Here is a 16,767-nt window from a genome sequence, read left to right on the forward strand (position 1 = left end):
AAAAATGGTTGTCGGTCTATTCGCGCTCGAGTTCGCCGTCTGCACCCACGGTAATCCCTCGCTCCTCGATCAGCGCCGCCGTCGCCTCGCCACCCGGCCGCTCTGTGGCCCGTCGGGCCTCGAGTCCGGCGACAGTTGCTACCAATCCGGCCGGAGTCGAGACGGTCGGGAGCATCGGTGCGAAGCCGACGCCGAGGCCGTCGTCGGCTGCCCGCCGGGCCAGCGACGACAGCTCGGGCGTCGCGTACGCGTCCGTGAAATCGATCGGCTCGGAAAAGCCGGCGAAGTAGGTCGCGCCCCCGGTAGACGGCCCCAGAACGACGTCGTAGCGGCGCAGCGACATCGCCGCCCCGTCGATCTCCGTTCGGGCCGCCAGCGGTGCCGTCGGCTCGAGGACCCCCACGCTCTGGGCCCCCTCCTGCTCGAGCAGATGCGTGACGGTGTTGCCGACCCGTGCCGAGCGGCTCGAGCCGACCTGGCGTTCGAACCGCACGTCAGCGTCCTCGCCGAGCGCGTCGAGAGCCAGCGCCCGGACCTCGGCCTCGGGATCGCCCGCCGCGCGATCCTCGGGCAGGGTCTCCTCGTCGCGGTAGTTGATCAGGAGGTCGCCGCCGCTCTGAGCGACGGCCCACAGGACGTCGGCGACGGCGGCCTCGTAGAGCGACACTGCCTCGGTTTCGGTCACCGGCGAGCCGTCGACGAGCGACGACAGGACGAGTCCTTCCCGTGGCGGATCGACCGGAACGACGACGATCATGAGACGTACTCCGAGCGCGCGGTCCTTGAACGCGGCGCTTCCGGGGGTCGACCGCCCGCCAGCGGAGCCGAAATGATGATGAATTATAATGGTGTAGCGCCAGGGCTCCGGTATGGACGAACGAACGATCGCCGGGCTGCTCGCGATGGTCGTCATCGCCACGTTGGCAGTCCTCGGCGTGTACGGATTCGGAACCGGCTACCTGCTCAACTCACCGGGCGAGTTCTTGGTCCCGACGATCGGCGTGCTCGTCGTTGCAGTCCTCGCCGTGGGGGCGTTGATCGCGTCGGGCATCGGCTCGAAGCGCTGGCGCGCGAACCCCTACTGGTAATCGCTCTCGCCGCTGGGTCTCACCGTTCCTGCCGTCCCTTCGTCTGCCGATAGTCCGATGCCATTAGTTCGACGAAGGTTTCGAGCCACGCCTGCGTCTGGTCGTCGGTCTGCTCGCGGGGATGAATCATGGGAACGAGTTCGAACCCGCGACCGCGAATCCGCGCCGCGTGGTCGTCGGGAAGCACGAGCTCCTCGACCGGGGTCGTCGTGTACTCCGTCCCGAGTTCCCGCAACGCGCGCTCGCCGACGGGGACGAGGATTTCCGGATTGATCATCCGAATCTCGGCGTTCAGATAGGGCTCGCAGTTGCCGATCTCCTCGTCGGTCGGCTCCCTGTCGGGGTCGCGACAGCGGGTGAGGTTCGTCAGGTAGACGTTCTCGAGCGTGGGCGTTGCGGCAGGAGACGTCACGTCACACAGCCCAAGCCGCTCGAGGAGCCGTCGCACCCCGCCGTCGCCGTCGCTGCCGCCCTCGCCGGCGAAGGGGACCCCCGCCTCGTCCGCTCGCGCCGACGGGCGTTCGCCGACGAACAGGAAGTCCGCGCCGACGTCGCCGTAGCCGTGGACCACTTGGCTGCGCGTCTCACAGAGGGCCGGACAGTTCCGACACTCCTCGTCCATGCCAAAGGGGTTCGCCCGAGACTGTTGGTTCGCGTCCACACTCGCATCTCGAGGGGCAGGCGCAAAAGCGACGCGCCCGAGGCGTCGGGGAACCGGTCACGGGACGGCCGACTCAGCGATCGAGGCCGCCGCGCTCGGTGACCTCGAGAATGAACTTCACGTTGCGAACGATCTCCTCGGGCGAGGTGTCCTCGCGCTCGTCGTAGAGGTCGCTGGTCCGGTAGAGAACGTTCGCGAGCTGTTTGCTCTCGCTGGTGTCACCGCGGACGTCGTCGGCGATCGCGCGAAGGAATTCGACGCGTTCGGGATCGGGCTCGAACCCGTCGGCCGCCGCGGTATCGTTCGCGTCTCGGCCACCGTCGCTCATCGGTCCGGGGAGGCGGCCTCGTTGCGTCGGCTCTGGGAGATCGCCTGCCGGTGGACGATCCCGGTGTTGTTGGCGACGTTCTCAGTGATCGTCCGCAGGGCGTCGCTCGTGCCGTCTCCATCTTTCAGAACCGTCGGCTTCCCGCCGTCGCCGCCCTCGCGGACGGCCGGGTCGAGCGGGATCGAGCCGAGGAAGGGGAGTTCGTGCTCCTCGGCGAAGTCCTCGCCGCCCCCGGAGCCGAAGATGTCGTGTTCGCCGCCACAGTCCGGACAGGCGAAGGTCGACATGTTCTCGGCGATCCCCAGGACGACGGTGTCGTGTTTGGCGAACATCTCGAGGCCCTTGCGAGCGTCGTCTAGGGCGACGTCCTGTGGGGTCGTGACGATGACCGCGCCGGTGACGGGCATGGTCTGGAGCATCGTCAGCTGCGTGTCGCCGGTCCCCGGCGGGAGGTCGACGACGAGGTAGTCGAGGTGGCCCCACTCGACGTCCTCAGTGAGTTGGGTGATGACCTTGTGGACCATCGGACCGCGCCAGATGACGGGGTCGTCCTCGCCGGTGAGGAAGGCCATGCTCATGAGCTTGACGCCGTACTTTTCGGGGGGGACCAGCGTCTCGTCCTCGGTTGCCATCGGCGGCTCGTCGGCGTCGACCATCCGCGGGACGTTCGGCCCGTAGACGTCGGCGTCGAAGAGGCCGACGCGAGCCCCGAGTTGCGAGAGCCCGGCGGCGAGGTTGACCGCGACGGTCGACTTGCCGACGCCGCCCTTCCCGGAGGCGACGGCGATGACGTTCTTGACGTTCGGCAGTACCTGTTCCTCGCTGGTGAGATCGTCGCGATCGGGAACGCTCGCGGTCAGATCCGGCTCGAGGCCCTCTGCAGTGAGGACCTCGCGGACCTCGGCAGCGATGTCGCTCTCGCTCGGGGAGTACGGAGCGCCGAGTGCGAGGTCGATATCGACCTCGTCGCCGTCGACGGAGATGTCGTTGACGAGTCCGAGCGAAACGATATCGTCGCCGAGTTCGGGGTCCTCGACCGTCCGAAGGCGGTCGCGAACGGCGGCTTCGTCCATGTCGCTAGGTACTTGCCAGCGTCGAAAAGGGTTGTGTTCGAACCCGTTCGGGGGACGCGGACGGTCGTGGTTCGAGTGGCGAACCCACGATCAGTCTCGCGTGACGGGATCGTCCCTGTCCTGCCAGATACTCTCGCCGTCGGGAGCCCGTTGAAGGCCGAGGAGACCGCCGACGACGCTTGGATCGTCAGGGCTCTCCATGCGGTATAGATCGAACGATGTCGCGTCCTCGTACTCGGTCGAGATCACGAGCGAGATCATCTCCTGATCCGGCGGTACGCCGTCGGGACGGTCGCCGATGGGACGACCGTCCGCGTCGACGAGCCGTCGGACGAATTCGTCGGTATTCGCCACCCAGAGTTTGTCCCCGTCACGGCGGACACATAACACGTGACACCGGTCGCTCCTGTCGAGATGGTCGGGGAACGCCGCGTAGTTCATTCCCTCGAACTCGAAGGGGGCGTGTGACTCGCAGATCACCACGTCACTCGCCAGCTCGCCATCCTCGAGGTCGCGAAACGGATCGACGTACGTACTCCGTTGGCGTTCGATCTCGACCCGCAGCTCCGCGAGGGATTCACCCTCGAAGAGGTAGGCGTACGTCGACGGATCGGGGGCCGGATCGGCGTCGCTACGGCCACTTCCCGGCGTCTCTTGCTCGCGGACGAGGACGGCCCCGCTCTCGAGACCGCGGACGTTCCACGCCGGTGCCTCGAGCAGTCGCTCGCGACCGCCGAACCGATCGTAGAACGTCTCGCCGAACACCGTCACCCACCCCAGCGTCTCGAGGGCGGTCTCCGGCGGTTTCCCCTCCGGATACGGATGCGCATCCTTGTGTGGGTAGGGGATCCACGCGACGGCGAGCCATGGGTCGACCTCGACGGCGAGACCAGCGATTCCGTCAGCGAGACGGTCCGAACGGTCACGGGCCAGCTCTCGAGGAACGTCGTACTCCTCGAACGCGGACGTTTCGGGTCCGCGGAGCGTCACCGGGATCGGCAGCTCGCTGTCGCCGACCCCGTCGAGATCGAACCGAGCCTCAACGGGGTAGCTCTCGAGTCGGGTCTCGATCTTCCCGCTACCGCTGTCGGCGATTTCACCGGCGGCGTCGGTGAGCGTGGTGTCAGTGTCGACTCTGCGGTCTCCGTCGACCGCGTACCGGTCGATCATCTCACCGCCTCCAGACGTCGTCTCGAAGCCGTTGTCACGGAGCCGTTCGACCGTCCGACGGACGAACGCTGCGCCGTCCCCCACGTCGTCGACGAAGAACAGGCCCATCAGCGAGTAGGTCTCTCCCATAGGTCGTCCTGATGTGGCAGCGTAATCGTTCTTTCCCGAGACCGGGGTTCCATCGCGCGTTGCTCGAGCCTCGACGCCCGCCGACGGCGAATCGGCGACCCGGAACCTATGCGTTGAAATCGAACCGTGGCCCACCGTACGTCGGCGGATCGGGATCGAGTTCGACGCCCTGTTCGTAGCGCACGAAATTCAGATAGAAGGGGCGACCACAGCCCTCGACGGACTCGCCCTCGAGGTCGGTGACGGTGCCGTCCTCGCCACAGAGGAACTCGATTCCGTCGGCCGACTCGCGATCGGGGTCGGTCGGGTCGGCGTAGTCCCAGCCCGGCTGGCGGACCTTCGTGACTGACCGATCCGCCAGATCCGGCGGGCGCTCGACGCTCACGACGGCTCCGCAGTGGGGACAGGTGTACCGGACGGTGACAGTCATCAGCGGTTCTAGCGGACTCGAGAACGTAAGCCTGCGGGCACCGGTGAGACTGAGGGGCGGCCACTCCAGTGTCGGTCTTCCGAACCGGCTACCCGATCCGACTGCCGTCCGACGACCGACGAAAGCCACGGGACGGCGACGCGATGAGAGCACCCGGAACACCTTTTGCGCTGACGGGAAACCATCAGAGTATGATCGACGAGACGGCCGAGGAAATCCGAGAGATGCAGACGCACAGTTCCTCGGTGGTTGCAGTTCGCGCCGCGCAGGCCCTCGAGGAGCTCATCGAACGGGAGTTCGCCACCGTCGAGGAGTACACCCGCGCCCTCGAGCGGAACGGGTCCGTGTTGCGGCGGGCGAATCCATCACACGCCTCGCTGCAAAACGCCGTCCGGGAGGTCGTCGGCGGCGTGACCGACGCCGACCCCGACACCGTCGAGGAAGCCCGCCGGCTCACGAGCGAAACCATCGACGAGGTCGTCTCGCGGATCGAATCCGCCAAGCGACTCGCGGCCGAAAACGCCGTCGATACCCTCGCAGATGGGGCGACCATCCTGACACACGACTACTCCTCGACGGTTCTCGAGGCCCTCGAGCAGGCAACGGGTGCCGGCAAGCGCTTCGACGTGTACGTCACCGAGGCCCGTCCCCGGTACCTCGGGCGAAAGACCGCCCGGACGCTCGCCGAGTTCGATCGCGTCGACGCCACGCTGATCACCGACAGCGCACACGGGACCTACCTCGAGGAGTGCGACCGGGTCGTCGTCGGCATGGACTGCATCGTCGACGAGACGCTGTACAATCGCGTCGGAACGTTCCCGATCGCGTCGACGGCTGCCCGACTGGACGTCCCGGTCACCGTGCTCGGCTCGGCCGCGAAGCTCGTCAGCGAGGGGTTCGTCTTCGAAAACGAGTTCCGGTCGGGCAGCGAGGTGATGGCCGAACCCGCCGACGGCTTCGACGTTGTCAACCCGGCCTACGACGCAACGCCGGTCGAGTTGCTCGAGAGCGTGATTACGGACGAGGGTCGAACGGAATTCTGAACCGGGCACCGGGGGTTCTCGACCGGCGTCGGTCGGCTCGATCGGTCGGTTGGTCTGACAGTCACCGTCGTGTGGCAACAGCCTATGCCAGTCTCGAGTGTACTGGCCCTATGCGTCTCGTCCAGGTATTCGTGCCGCGAGGCGAGTTGGACCTCGTCCTCGAGGCGGCCGAGGAGGCCGGCGTCGACTACACCGTGTCACGGGATACGGACCGTGGCGAGTTCGAGGCCCTCGTTTCGATTCTCGTCCCGCCGCCGGCTGTGGAGGGGCTGGTGGCCGACTTTCGGGCCGCCGGGCTCGACGAACGCTCGTACACGGTCGTCACGGCCGCGGAGACGATCGTCTCGGATCGGACCGACGATCTGTCCAGTCGAATTTCGGGAACGAGGATCTCTCGGGAGGAACTCCGATCGCGGGCGGTCGATCTCGCACCGGCCGCGTCGACCTACTTCAGCCTGCTCGTCGTGAGTACGGCGATCGCGACGGCGGGACTGTTGCTCGATTCCGCGGCGACGATCATCGGTGCGATGGTCGTCGCACCGCTGATGGGGCCGGCGCTGTCGGCGAGCGTCGGCGTCGTCGTCGACGACGAATCGCTCGCGACGCGGGGCGTCGTGCTCCAGGGAGCGGGACTCGTGGTCTCGATCGCGACGGCGGCGACGATCGGTTGGGTACTCAGGGGAACGGTATTGCTTCCGCCGGGATTCGACATCACGACGGTTCCCCAGATCAGCGAGCGGATCACCCCCGACCTCCTCGCGTTGTTTCTCGCTCTTGGCTCCGGCGTGGCCGCGGTCGTCAGCCTCACTCGCAACGTCGGGTCGGTCCTCGTTGGGGTCGCGATCGCCGTCGCGCTCGTTCCGCCGGCTGCCACCGCGGGACTGGGCATCGCCTGGGGGCGTCCGGAGGTCGTGCTCACCGCCGGCACGCTCGTGCTCGTCAACATGCTCTCGATCAATCTCGCGGCGTTGCTCTTGTTGTGGCTCTCAGGCTACCGACCCCACCGGTCCGCGGACGTCGAGCGCGCCTATGGGCGACTACGTTCGCGAGTCGCCGTCCTCTTCGTCGCGATCGTCATCCTCACTGCCGTTCTCGGCGGCGTCACCTACGGGACGTACCGAACCGCGGCAGTCGAACACGACGTTCGGACCGAACTCGAGACGATGAGCGAGGAACGACTGGCCGACGGCGCTGACCTCCAGTTCCAGGAACTCGGCGTCGACTACGAACTCGTCGACGTCTACACCGGCGCTGACCCGGTGGTTACCGTCCTCGTCGAACGACCGCCGGGCGAGCAACTCCCCGACGACTTCGCCGACGACGTTCGCGAGCGCCTGGAGGTGGCGACCGGCGTCGACCTCGAGGTGGTCGTCGAACTGGTCGAGACACAACGCAGCGGATGAGTCGACTCGAATCACACCGCCGGATTCGACCCCCCAGTGCAGGCGTGGACCGCCATCAGTCCCGTTTTCCGAACGTCCGTGGCGCACCCTCGGTCGGCGCGGCCCACTCGACTGCGTTGTGGAGCACTCGCTGAACGTCGTCGTCCTCGTAGATCGGATACGTCTCGTGGCCCGGTCGGAAGTAGAAGATCCGGCCGTTTCCGCGCCGGTAACAGCAGCCGCTGCGGAACACCTCGCCGCCCTCGAACCAGCTGACGAACACCTGTCGGTCGGGTTCGGGGACGTCGAACGGCTCGCCGTACATCTCCGTTTCCGGGAGTTCGATCGACTCCCCGAGTCCGTCGGCGATCGGATGGCCGGGATCGACGACCCAGAGGCGTTCGGTCTCGCCGTCCTCCCGGTACTGCAGGCTACAGGACGTTCCCATGAGTCGCTTGAACGGTTTGGAGTAGTGAGCCGAGTGAAGGGGGATCAGGCCCATTCCCTCGAGGACGCGTTCCTGAACCCTGTCGACGACCTCGTCGGCGACCTCGTCGTGGGCCTCGTGGCCCCACCACAGCAACACGTCCGTCGACGCGAGGACGTCCTCGGTGAGGCCGTGCTCGGGGTCGTCGAGCGTCGCGGTCCGGACGGCGTGGTCGTCCTCGAGCGCGTCGGCGAGCGTCTCGTGGATACCGTCCGGATAGACCGCTGCGACGTCGGCGTCCGCCCGTTCGTGTCGGAACTCGTTCCAGATCGTGACTGCGACCATGGCGGATCGGTCCGCTCTCCGGGACCTTATACTGGTGGCAGTAACTCGGTTCTACTCCGTCGCGATTCGCGCCCCGAACCACCGTGGCGAGTACCGACGGGGACACCGAATCGGTCTGTCAACTAATAGATTAGTATCGCCGATATAGAATACGATTTCGGTCAATACATCTGGGATGTGGTGCCATAATAATATAGTAATACGTGAACTACGCAATGGTTGTATAGATTAATCGGTCACAACCCTTATTTCGATCGCTGACCGCAACTCTGTATGGACCGGGATCGAGTACGAATGATGTCGAAATGGCTTGTTTCTCACCGTACCTCCATTGTTGCTGAGACGAACTCGGGTGTTTGGACATGATCGGGGACGAGGTCGGGATCGGGATCGTCGGCCTCGGCGGCATGGGTAACCTTCACGCGCGAAACATGCAGGAACTCGGTGCCGCTATCGTCGCCGGCGTCGACCTCGTTCCGGAGCAACGCGACCGGTTCGGCGACGAGTTCGGCGCACGGACCTACGAGACCCACGAGGAACTCGTCGCCGACGACGCAGTCGACGCCGTCATCGTGACGACGCCAAACCGGTTCCACGAACCCATCACCATCGCCGCCCTTGAGGCGGGGTTGGACGTTCTCGTCGAGAAGCCCCTCGGACACACGCTGGAAAGCGCCGAGCGGATCGCCAAAGCGGCGGCTCGATCGGCGGGCATCTGTATGGTCGGGTTTCACAACCGCCACGCCGCGTCGATGGCCATGTTCGAGGAACAACACGCCCGCGGTCGCTTTGGCGATCTGACCCACGTCGAGGCGGACTACGTCCGTCGACGCGGCGTTCCCGGTCCCGGCTCGTGGTTTACCGATCGCGAACTCGCTGGCGGGGGCGCGTTGCTCGATATCGGCGTCCACGCGCTCGACCTCGCGCTCTACGCGCTCGATTTCCCCGAGATCGTCGAAGTCAGCGGCGTCGCGCGAACGACCTTCGGAACGAGCGAGGAGTACGCCGACCCCGAGGGCTTCGGTGACAACTGGGACGCCGAGGCCGAGACCTACGAGGTCGACGACTCCGTCAGCGCCTTCATCCGCTGTGAAGACGGCCAAACGATCTCGCTCGAGGCTGCGTGGGCGACCAATCGCGAGGAGAGCATGGACTTCAAAGTCCGCGGCACGCAATCCGGTGCCCAGTTCGACATCGGCGACACCGATCTTCGGATTCTCGAGGCCGGAACCGCCGGCTGCGACCACTACGCCGACGTCACTATGACCGGCGACAGCACCCTCACCGGCTACGGCAAGCAGGACGAACAGTTCCTCGAGACCGTCGCCGCCGGCACGACGCCCGAGACGAACACGGTCGAGGAAGCGTTGACGGTCCAACGCGTGATCGACGCGATCTACCGCTCGAGTGAGACGGGGCGGGCGACGACGCTCGCCGACCCCCGTGTCAGCGAAGCGCAACTCGAGCAGGCGGCGCGACTCGAGTAACGAACCCGGTTTTCCGTCACTTCGAGACCCGAGAGACACGGCTACTGAGCGGAGAACACTGGAAAACGCCTGTTTCGGCCGCGCTAGAGGACTTCGTCGAAGTCGTGGTGACCGTGGATGTCGACGCCCTCGTCGGTGATCTCCGCGAGGAAGACGCCGTTCCCGGAACCGGTGTCGCGCTCGACGGCGGACTTGATCCCGCGGGCGGCGACCGTCTTCGCCTCCTCGTTCGACATGTCCGGTTCGTAAGCCTGCTCGAGGTGCCCGTAGGCGAGTTGCATCCCGCTACCGGTGACGGTGTAGTCGTCTTCCATGACGCCGCCGGCGGGGTCGATGCTGTAGACGTGGCTGCCCTCGTCGTCGACGCCGCCCAGGATGGGATGGATGGCGAAGAACGGGCCGCCGCGAGCGAAGTTACCGGCCAGCGTCGCCAGCGCGTCGATGCTCATGCCCTCGCCGCGGCGGGCCTCGTAGAGGTTGACCTCGGCGCGCAGCGTCGAGATGAACGACTGCGCACCGCCGACGCTGCCCACGAGGGTGAGCGCGGCGGTCGGGTGGATCTGCTCGACCTTCTGGACGTTCTTGTTCGAGACGAACCGACCGCCGAGGCTGGCACGCATATCGGTCGCGATGACGACGCCGTCGGCGGTGGAGATGCCGATCGTCGTGGTCCCGGTCTTGTTGACGTTGTCCAGATCGGCCTGTGTCAGGTCGTTCTGGGGCATCGATCCGACTTCCGGCTCGTAGGGGTTCGGATCGTCGGCCAACTTATCGACTGTCCGAGAGAAATCGGAGTCGTGGGTGGGCGTACGCATTGATCGTCATCTACGGCCGGGACGGTATAAAACACCGGCGGTCACCATTCCGGTTTCCGGTTTCGCCGACCTCGAGAGCGGGGCCGCTGGCGCGGGAGTTCCGTAGCTCACCGGTCGACGAGCGGGAAAACGAGTCGGGCTCGGTTCGGTCGATCAGTGCGTCGTGGCTTCGTAGGCCTCCTCGACGTTTTCGAGGATGCGGTGGACCGGCAGGGTAACCCCTGCCTGACGGGCGGCGATCGCGAGTGGCATCGCGACGATGCCGATCACGATACAGAGTTGGTACAGTGCGAACAGCGTCGCGTGGTACGCGCGGGATATCATCAGCGTTCATCCGTGCTCTGGCCGAGGGCATATATAAAAGTTCCTTCTGTGTGACTTTCATAATGATCGTTGCTGTTCGACAAGGTCGACGCTTGCATGCGATTCAATCACACTTGTTTACAAAACAATTGAGAGAGTACCCGCGTCGATCTACGGGTATGTCGGTGAGAATCGATCCGGGGATTTCCCATAAGTTATGGGAATCATCCGATTCACGTGCGCACGCTCGAATTGCGTGTGTCCCGAGCGAACGGGAGCGCCGACGAACCGCAAAGCAGGAAACCCCCCGGACCGACCAGGTGGTATGGGCAATTATCTCGTCGCGATGGAAGCGGCATGGCTCGTTCGTGACGTCGATGCGATCGACGACGCGATCGGCGTCGCCGTCAGCGAAGCCGGGAAGCGACTCAACAGCGAAGACATGGACTACGTCGAGGTCGAGGTCGGCGCGACGGGCTGTCCGGCCTGCGGGGAGCCGTTCGACTCGGCCTTTATCGCGGCCGACACCGCACTCGTCGGCCTCGCGCTCGAGATGGAAGTGTTCAACGCCGACGGCGAGGAACACGCCTCTCGGATCGCGAAAAGCGAGGTCGGCGGCGCGCTACGCGACGTGCCGCTGTCGGTCGTCGATATAATCGAGACGGAGACGGAAGACGACTAGTGCGCCCGCAGGCGCGCCGACGTACAATTAATTAGACGAACGACGGTCGTGTACGGACGACCGGTAGTTCGAGTCAGCAGTCGGGGATGTGGGGTCGGTTCGTGACGCTATCGCACCGATTACACCCGGACAGTATGGTCGATCGGAACCGGACTGCCAGCGGCGAGGAGAAATCCTTTTGCGGGTCCCCTACACACGTCCGAGCATGAGTAGCAACTGGCCAGTCGATCCCGATGGCGAGGAAGGCAGCGAGGGGATGCGCAAGTTCGACATGCGGATCATCGCGGACAAGGTCGACGAGGAGGAGGACTTCCCGATGGACCGCGACGAGTTCGTCGAGGAGTACGGCGACTACCCGATCCGGATCAACTACGAGACGGTCGTCCCGATGAGCGAGATTTTCGAGTACGTCGAGCCCGCGGAGTTCGAAACGATGCTCGACATGCACAAGGCCGTCGGCGCTGCGATGCGTGCGGGCGACTTCTGGACGTACCACCCACAGGGCAAAAATCCCGAGAAGAAACACGCCTAGACGTCCGTCCGGCCCCATCACGAATCTGGATTGCGTATCGCTTATACGACACCGTTCGAAAGAGTTGGACACCGTGACAAACACGCAAGTGACGCTCGTTCAGATCGATAACTACGGGCCCTGGACCGTAACGCCCGAGCCCCGGCGGGAAGCCGACCTGCAGACTATGCAGTCCCGGCTGTTCGCGGACATCTCACAGTTCGTCGGTAATCGTGGCGGGTACGTCTTTTTCACTCGCTTCGACAACATGGTCGCCGTCACGAACGGCTGCTCGCTAGAGGACCATGCGCTTCTCCAGGAGTCCGTCGGGAACCGATACCCCGTGACGCTCAGCCTCGGCGTCGCGACCGGCACGAGTCCCGTCCAGGCGTTGTCCGACGCGACAAACCGACTGCAGGAAGCCGGCAGCGCACAGGACAAAAACCGTCGCGAGTGTCTCGAGGGTCGGGATATCGACGACGACCACCGAACCGACGATGACGTCCAGATCGCCCACTTCGACGTGATCAACGCGACCGGCAACTACACCGACGAACTCAACGCCTTCGACACGTTCATCGAGATCGAGCAGGGGTACGCGGAACTCATGCGGCACATGCGCTATTCCCACGACAGCCTCTCGTTTTTCGTCGGCGGGGACAACGTCATCGTCGTCTGTCCCGAACTGACGGCAGACGACTACGAAGAGGCGATCACTCACGTCGAGGAGGCCGTCGACGTCGGAATGCAGGTCGGCGTCGGCCGCGGCAAAAGCGCCCACGAAGCCGGCTTCGAGGCCAAACACGCCCTCGAAACCTGTCGAGCGGACGGCACAAGGGTCGAACTCGAGTGGGAAACGGTCTGAAAACGAGACGCAGGGAACTTCGCCGCCGCTTCGCTTAAGTGTGACGGGGGTAGCTTTTAGCCCGTCCGTGGGGTTAATTCACACATGGAATCGGAACTGTCAGTCAGAGATGTGCTGACGAGCGATTACGTCGGCGTCAGCGAGTCCGACGCCCTTCGCGGTGTCGTTCGACTCATGCGGGACGAACGGACGAGTTGTGCGCTCGTCGTCCGTGGCACGGAGCCGGTCGGCATCGTGACCGAGTGGGACGTGCTCGGACTCGTCGCCGACGCCGACGATCCGGACGAGACGACCGTCGGTGACGTGATGACGACGCCCGTCATCACGGTGAGTCCCGACCGGTCGCTGACCGATGTCGCAACCACGATGGCCCGCCAGAACATCCGTAACGTCGTCGTCGAAGGCGATGACGGCATCGTCGGTCTGGTAACTCAACGCGACGTCATTGCCGCCGCGGGTTCGTTCCAGGCCACGATGACCCCTGCCCGCTCGAGCGAACCACCGATCGACCGGACGCAGACGGCAGCCGACCCCGCGGCCGCTCGTGCCCCCGACGAGGCCGGCACCGCAATGCTTCCCAACGGCGGCGACGAGTACACCACTCAGGGAGTTTGCGAGGTCTGTGGGTCGCTTGCGGATGCGCTCTGGGACGCCAACGGTCAACTGGTCTGTGCGGACTGCCGAACGGTGTGACCGCTATCGGTGACGATAACAGCGTGTGCCGTGACACCAGTCACCGACCCGTATCTCTCCGATAGAAAGACCTTTCGGGTGCCGCGGTGGACAGAGTGGTAATGATCGAGACCCTCGACGATCTGGCCGTCGACGGGACTACTATCGGCGTTCGCGTCGACATTAATAGTCCGATCGACGACGGCACGCTCGCGGACGACGCCCGACTCCGCGCCCACGTCGACACCCTCTCGGAACTGCTCGAACGCGGGGGCCGCGTCGCCGTTCTCGCCCACCAGGGCCGGCCCGGCGGTGACGATTTCGTCTGCCTCGAGCCCCACGCCGATCGCCTCTCGGAACTGCTCGACCAGCCCGTCGAGTACGCCGATTCGACCTTTACGAGCGCCGCTCGCACGGCCGTCGAGGAGCTTACGAACGGCGACTGCGTCGTCCTCGAGAACACGCGCTTCTACAGCGAGGAGTACATGGAATTCGAGCCCGAACGAGCCGCCCGGACCCACCTCGTCGAGGGACTAGAACCCGTCCTCGACGCGTACGTCAACGACGCCTTCGCCGCCGCCCACCGCTCTCAACCCTCGCTCGTCGGACTGCCGACGGTCCTTCCCAGCTACGCTGGCCGCGTGATGGAGTCCGAACTCGATATTCTCGGCTCTATCGAAGCGACCCCCGAACCACGAGTGTACGTTCTCGGTGGCGCGAAAGTATCGGATTCGATCGACGTCGCCTGGTCCGTCCTGGAGAAGGGGCTGGCCGATCACGTCCTCACCGCGGGCGTCGTCGGCAACGTCTTTCTCATCGCGGACGGCGTCGACCTCGGCGACGCCAGTTCCGATTTCATCTACGACCAGGGGTACTGGGACGAGATCGACCGTGCCGCGGATTTACTCGACGCCTACGGTGACCGAATCGCGCTTCCGAGAGACGTCGCCGTCGCTCGTGATGGCAGCCGCCACGAACTCGGTGTCAACGCCTTGCCACCCGGAGACGGCGAGTCCGCGATGGATATCGGCGGGTCGACGCTCGACTACTACCGGCGGATCCTCACGGATGCCGAAACGGTGATCCTCAACGGGCCGGCCGGCGTCTTCGAGGACGACCGCTTCCAGAACGGGACCAAGCAACTCTACGGCGCTGCCACGGAGACCACGACGAGCATCGTCGGCGGTGGCGATACGGCCTCCGCACTGCGCAAACTCGGCGTTACGGGCTTCTCTCACGTCAGTACCGGCGGCGGCGCCGCGTTGCGGATGCTCACCGCGGAATCACTTCCAGCCGTCACGGCACTCGAGAATGCCCCCCAGCAACCCGCAGCCCACGATTGAGCCCGCCACGCGGGACGATATCGACACCGTCGCCGACCTGTGGGTCCGCCTCGCCCGCGACCAGCGCCAGCACGATTCCGCCGTTCGCCCGGAAGCGAACCGCGAGGCGATGCGGGAGACGCTCGGAGCGTACCTCGTCAACGACGGGCTGCTCGTCGCCCGCCTTGGCGACAGGATCGTCGGGTTCGCCTCCGTCTCGATCGAACGCGGAACCCTCGAACTCGAGACCACACGCGGCCTCCTCTCGAACATCTACGTCGAACCCGCCGCCCGGGATCGGGGAATCGGCTCCGCACTGCTCGAGGCCGCCGAGGAGTCACTCCTCGAACAGGGGGCCGACGTGATGCTCCTCGAAGTGATGGCCGACAACGGAGGTGCACGGCAGTTTTACCGTCGGAACGGCTACGACGAGTTCCGGGTGACGATGCGACGCTCGCTCGCGGACCGGGACGAAAACGATACACATTCAAAGGAGGACGGCTAACTCACGGAGTGCGCCAGGGGAGCATGGGCGGTTCATGCACTCGACTTGTAATCGAGACTTCGTGGGTTCAAATCCCACCCCTGGCTTGAACCCGCAGGTACCAAGCTCTTACTGGCTGAAACCGCCTGTTTTTGGTATTCCACAAACCGGGGACTCCGAATCGACGAGTCAACGTTCATTCTACCGCCGGATCGAACGAGGGTGTTGTCGCTCGAGCACCGCGACCGATGGGGTCGGTCCGTTCTGCAGAGCGACACCAGGAACGCCGAGTCCGTCATCGGCCATCCGAAACACGTGAGCGAACGGTCTGTTCCGGCTGGACCGCGGCTGACGAGGAGGTTTGCGTTGTCCGCCGATACGTCACAGGTCCGGGAACGCAACCGACTTACTGAGCCGAATCCTTCTCGGAGCTGATCCTGACATCTCGTATCCCCGGCCGTAGCTGAGAGAGGAAGCGCCGTTAGCTGCAAAAAGTTGTGAATGCCCCCGGGTTCGTGGCCGAATTAGACCTTCTTAACGGCGTGTTCGGAGTCCCAGCCGGCTCCCTTGCCGAAATCGAGTTCGACGAACTGCTCACCCGACGATTCGTAGATGCTGAGCACTTCCGTCTCCCACCCGCGGCAGGCGTAGGGGCCGGTTCGACTCCAGTCTCCGTTCGGCGGGTCCTCCATCAGCTGATAGCAGTCGTCACAGTCACTACAGGGACTGTACGTGATTGTGTCGCCGACGGAGAGATGGGTCGCCGAAGCGCTTCCGGCTGCCATCGCGATGCCGCCGACGCTGGCGAGTCCGATGCCGGTCGTTCGAAGGACGCTACGTCGATCGATACCTGCATCATTATCTGACATGACTTCATAGAGTAGACATCGGTGGAAATGATAAATCTTTGCTAGATCTAGTTTTATCATATACATATATCGTTCAGTTATTAAAAGTAGTAAATACGGTGGTGCAGGGTCGGATCTCTTATCGTTGTTGATGCGCCAGTGCAGAGCCACCGAATTGAAACGACTGGTCATCGAACCCAGTCACGGACTGACAGCGCCGATGACTGACTCTCACCAGCCGTCACCATCGGACCTCTTGACCGATCTTCTCGACGACAGCGATCACAACGAGGTGGGGGCGGATCGGCGCGGCAGACGGTGTCCCGCGGAGAGTCACTTCCGGTGTCGCTGACCGTGACGAACACCTCGGAGACCGACGGCCGGTTTCTCGCAGCCCCGTATTGGCCGACGGAACGCATCGCGGACGACGACGAATCGCACATTCTCGAGCGTGAGGTGTCCGCCGGCGACGATGCGACGTTCTCCCTCGAGCTCGATACGAAGTACACGACCGAGACACCGGACTCGGTAACGCTGTCGATTCGAGGGTATATTACCGCCGACCGTGAGGTCGCGGTTCGCGGGCGTTCCGCACAGAACTAAGCCCGTCGGCTGTCCCGGTCGCCCTTCCCAGGTCTCACCGATCGGTTCGTACTCGAGGGAACCCCGCGCGTCGAGTTTCTCGAGCGTCCGATAGAGCGG

The 16,767-nt window shown here is 64.6% G+C and carries 21 protein-coding genes and 1 tRNA gene; 12 read left to right on the plus strand and 10 right to left on the minus strand.

Annotated elements, in window-relative coordinates:
- Positions 1–16 precede the first annotated feature (16 nt).
- Positions 17–757 carry a hypothetical protein gene (locus CP557_RS08340; RefSeq protein ID WP_097379470.1) on the minus strand — a complete coding sequence of 247 codons (741 nt, stop codon included), beginning with the start codon at positions 755–757 and terminating at the stop codon, positions 17–19.
- A gap of 112 nt (positions 758–869) precedes the next feature.
- Between CP557_RS08340 and CP557_RS08345 the strand changes: the two genes are divergently transcribed.
- Positions 870–1,088, plus strand: coding sequence for a hypothetical protein (locus CP557_RS08345; RefSeq protein ID WP_097379471.1), 219 nt, complete (start codon positions 870–872; stop codon positions 1,086–1,088).
- Positions 1,089–1,107: 19 nt separating this feature from the next.
- Here the strand turns inward: CP557_RS08345 and CP557_RS08350 are convergent, their stop codons facing one another.
- The 5 genes from CP557_RS08350 to CP557_RS08370 form a co-directional block, all read right to left on the minus strand.
- On the minus strand, positions 1,108–1,710 hold the full coding sequence (locus tag CP557_RS08350; protein WP_097379472.1) for a uracil-DNA glycosylase: 603 nt from the start codon (positions 1,708–1,710) through the stop codon (positions 1,108–1,110).
- A 112-nt stretch (positions 1,711–1,822) separates the two neighbouring features.
- Entirely contained in the window at positions 1,823–2,077 is a 255-nt protein-coding gene (locus CP557_RS08355) for a hypothetical protein (protein WP_097379473.1), read from the minus strand.
- A complete protein-coding gene (locus CP557_RS08360; RefSeq protein WP_097379474.1) occupies positions 2,074–3,150 on the minus strand; it encodes an Mrp/NBP35 family ATP-binding protein in 1,077 nt (358 codons plus the stop codon). The genes CP557_RS08355 and CP557_RS08360 overlap by 4 nt, the downstream gene beginning before the upstream one ends.
- A gap of 90 nt (positions 3,151–3,240) precedes the next feature.
- A complete protein-coding gene (locus CP557_RS08365; RefSeq protein WP_097379475.1) occupies positions 3,241–4,449 on the minus strand; it encodes a hypothetical protein in 1,209 nt (402 codons plus the stop codon).
- A 106-nt stretch (positions 4,450–4,555) separates the two neighbouring features.
- Positions 4,556–4,879, minus strand: coding sequence for a glycosyltransferase family protein (locus tag CP557_RS08370; RefSeq protein ID WP_097379476.1), 324 nt, complete (start codon positions 4,877–4,879; stop codon positions 4,556–4,558).
- Between the two features lie 191 nt (positions 4,880–5,070).
- Between CP557_RS08370 and CP557_RS08375 the strand changes: the two genes are divergently transcribed.
- A complete protein-coding gene (locus CP557_RS08375; RefSeq protein ID WP_097379477.1) occupies positions 5,071–5,922 on the plus strand; it encodes a translation initiation factor eIF-2B in 852 nt (283 codons plus the stop codon).
- A 110-nt stretch (positions 5,923–6,032) separates the two neighbouring features.
- Complete coding sequence (locus CP557_RS08380; RefSeq protein ID WP_097379478.1) at positions 6,033–7,325, plus strand: TIGR00341 family protein; 1,293 nt, start codon at positions 6,033–6,035, stop codon at positions 7,323–7,325.
- A gap of 55 nt (positions 7,326–7,380) precedes the next feature.
- Here CP557_RS08380 and CP557_RS08385 read toward each other — a convergent pair whose 3' ends face one another.
- Positions 7,381–8,076 carry a ThuA domain-containing protein gene (locus CP557_RS08385; RefSeq protein WP_097379479.1) on the minus strand — a complete coding sequence of 232 codons (696 nt, stop codon included), beginning with the start codon at positions 8,074–8,076 and terminating at the stop codon, positions 7,381–7,383.
- 362 nt (positions 8,077–8,438) lie between these two features.
- Between CP557_RS08385 and CP557_RS08390 the strand changes: the two genes are divergently transcribed.
- Positions 8,439–9,563 (plus strand): Gfo/Idh/MocA family protein, encoded by a 1,125-nt coding sequence (locus tag CP557_RS08390; protein WP_097379480.1) that lies wholly within the window; start codon positions 8,439–8,441, stop codon positions 9,561–9,563.
- 83 nt (positions 9,564–9,646) lie between these two features.
- On the opposite strand, the gene psmB is transcribed toward CP557_RS08390, so the two are convergent.
- Positions 9,647–10,378, minus strand: coding sequence for an archaeal proteasome endopeptidase complex subunit beta (gene psmB / locus CP557_RS08395; RefSeq protein ID WP_097379481.1), 732 nt, complete (start codon positions 10,376–10,378; stop codon positions 9,647–9,649).
- 153 nt (positions 10,379–10,531) lie between these two features.
- Positions 10,532–10,702: a hypothetical protein gene (locus CP557_RS22510; protein WP_169924357.1), complete on the minus strand. Its 171-nt coding sequence runs from the start codon at positions 10,700–10,702 to the stop codon at positions 10,532–10,534.
- A 304-nt stretch (positions 10,703–11,006) separates the two neighbouring features.
- Here CP557_RS22510 and CP557_RS08400 point away from each other — a divergent pair, with 304 nt between their 5' ends.
- From CP557_RS08400 to CP557_RS08430, 7 genes are all read left to right on the plus strand, one after another.
- Positions 11,007–11,363, plus strand: a complete 357-nt coding sequence (locus CP557_RS08400) for a DUF555 domain-containing protein (protein ID WP_097379482.1) — start codon at positions 11,007–11,009, stop codon at positions 11,361–11,363.
- Positions 11,364–11,568: 205 nt separating this feature from the next.
- Positions 11,569–11,895: a DUF5785 family protein gene (locus tag CP557_RS08405; protein WP_097379483.1), complete on the plus strand. Its 327-nt coding sequence runs from the start codon at positions 11,569–11,571 to the stop codon at positions 11,893–11,895.
- 73 nt (positions 11,896–11,968) lie between these two features.
- Positions 11,969–12,739 carry a GTP cyclohydrolase III gene (locus CP557_RS08410; RefSeq protein WP_097381586.1) on the plus strand — a complete coding sequence of 257 codons (771 nt, stop codon included), beginning with the start codon at positions 11,969–11,971 and terminating at the stop codon, positions 12,737–12,739.
- A gap of 84 nt (positions 12,740–12,823) precedes the next feature.
- Positions 12,824–13,432 carry a CBS domain-containing protein gene (locus tag CP557_RS08415; protein ID WP_097379484.1) on the plus strand — a complete coding sequence of 203 codons (609 nt, stop codon included), beginning with the start codon at positions 12,824–12,826 and terminating at the stop codon, positions 13,430–13,432.
- A gap of 101 nt (positions 13,433–13,533) precedes the next feature.
- The gene (locus tag CP557_RS08420; RefSeq protein ID WP_097379485.1) at positions 13,534–14,754 is read left to right on the plus strand and encodes a phosphoglycerate kinase; all 1,221 of its coding nucleotides are present in this window, start codon (positions 13,534–13,536) and stop codon (positions 14,752–14,754) included.
- Positions 14,723–15,238 carry a GNAT family N-acetyltransferase gene (locus CP557_RS08425; protein ID WP_097379486.1) on the plus strand — a complete coding sequence of 172 codons (516 nt, stop codon included), beginning with the start codon at positions 14,723–14,725 and terminating at the stop codon, positions 15,236–15,238. The genes CP557_RS08420 and CP557_RS08425 overlap by 32 nt, the downstream gene beginning before the upstream one ends.
- 12 nt (positions 15,239–15,250) lie before the next feature.
- Positions 15,251–15,324, plus strand: a tRNA-Thr gene (locus CP557_RS08430).
- Positions 15,325–15,741: 417 nt separating this feature from the next.
- Here the strand turns inward: CP557_RS08430 and CP557_RS08435 are convergent.
- Complete coding sequence (locus tag CP557_RS08435; RefSeq protein WP_097379487.1) at positions 15,742–16,086, minus strand: hypothetical protein; 345 nt, start codon at positions 16,084–16,086, stop codon at positions 15,742–15,744.
- 321 nt (positions 16,087–16,407) lie between these two features.
- Here CP557_RS08435 and CP557_RS08440 point away from each other — a divergent pair, with 321 nt between their 5' ends.
- On the plus strand, positions 16,408–16,668 hold the full coding sequence (locus CP557_RS08440) for a hypothetical protein (protein WP_245852957.1): 261 nt from the start codon (positions 16,408–16,410) through the stop codon (positions 16,666–16,668).
- Positions 16,669–16,767: the final 99 nt, after the last annotated feature.

Source organism: Natrinema ejinorense (assembly GCF_002494345.1).
In the GTDB taxonomy this organism is placed as follows: domain Archaea; phylum Halobacteriota; class Halobacteria; order Halobacteriales; family Natrialbaceae; genus Natrinema; species Natrinema longum.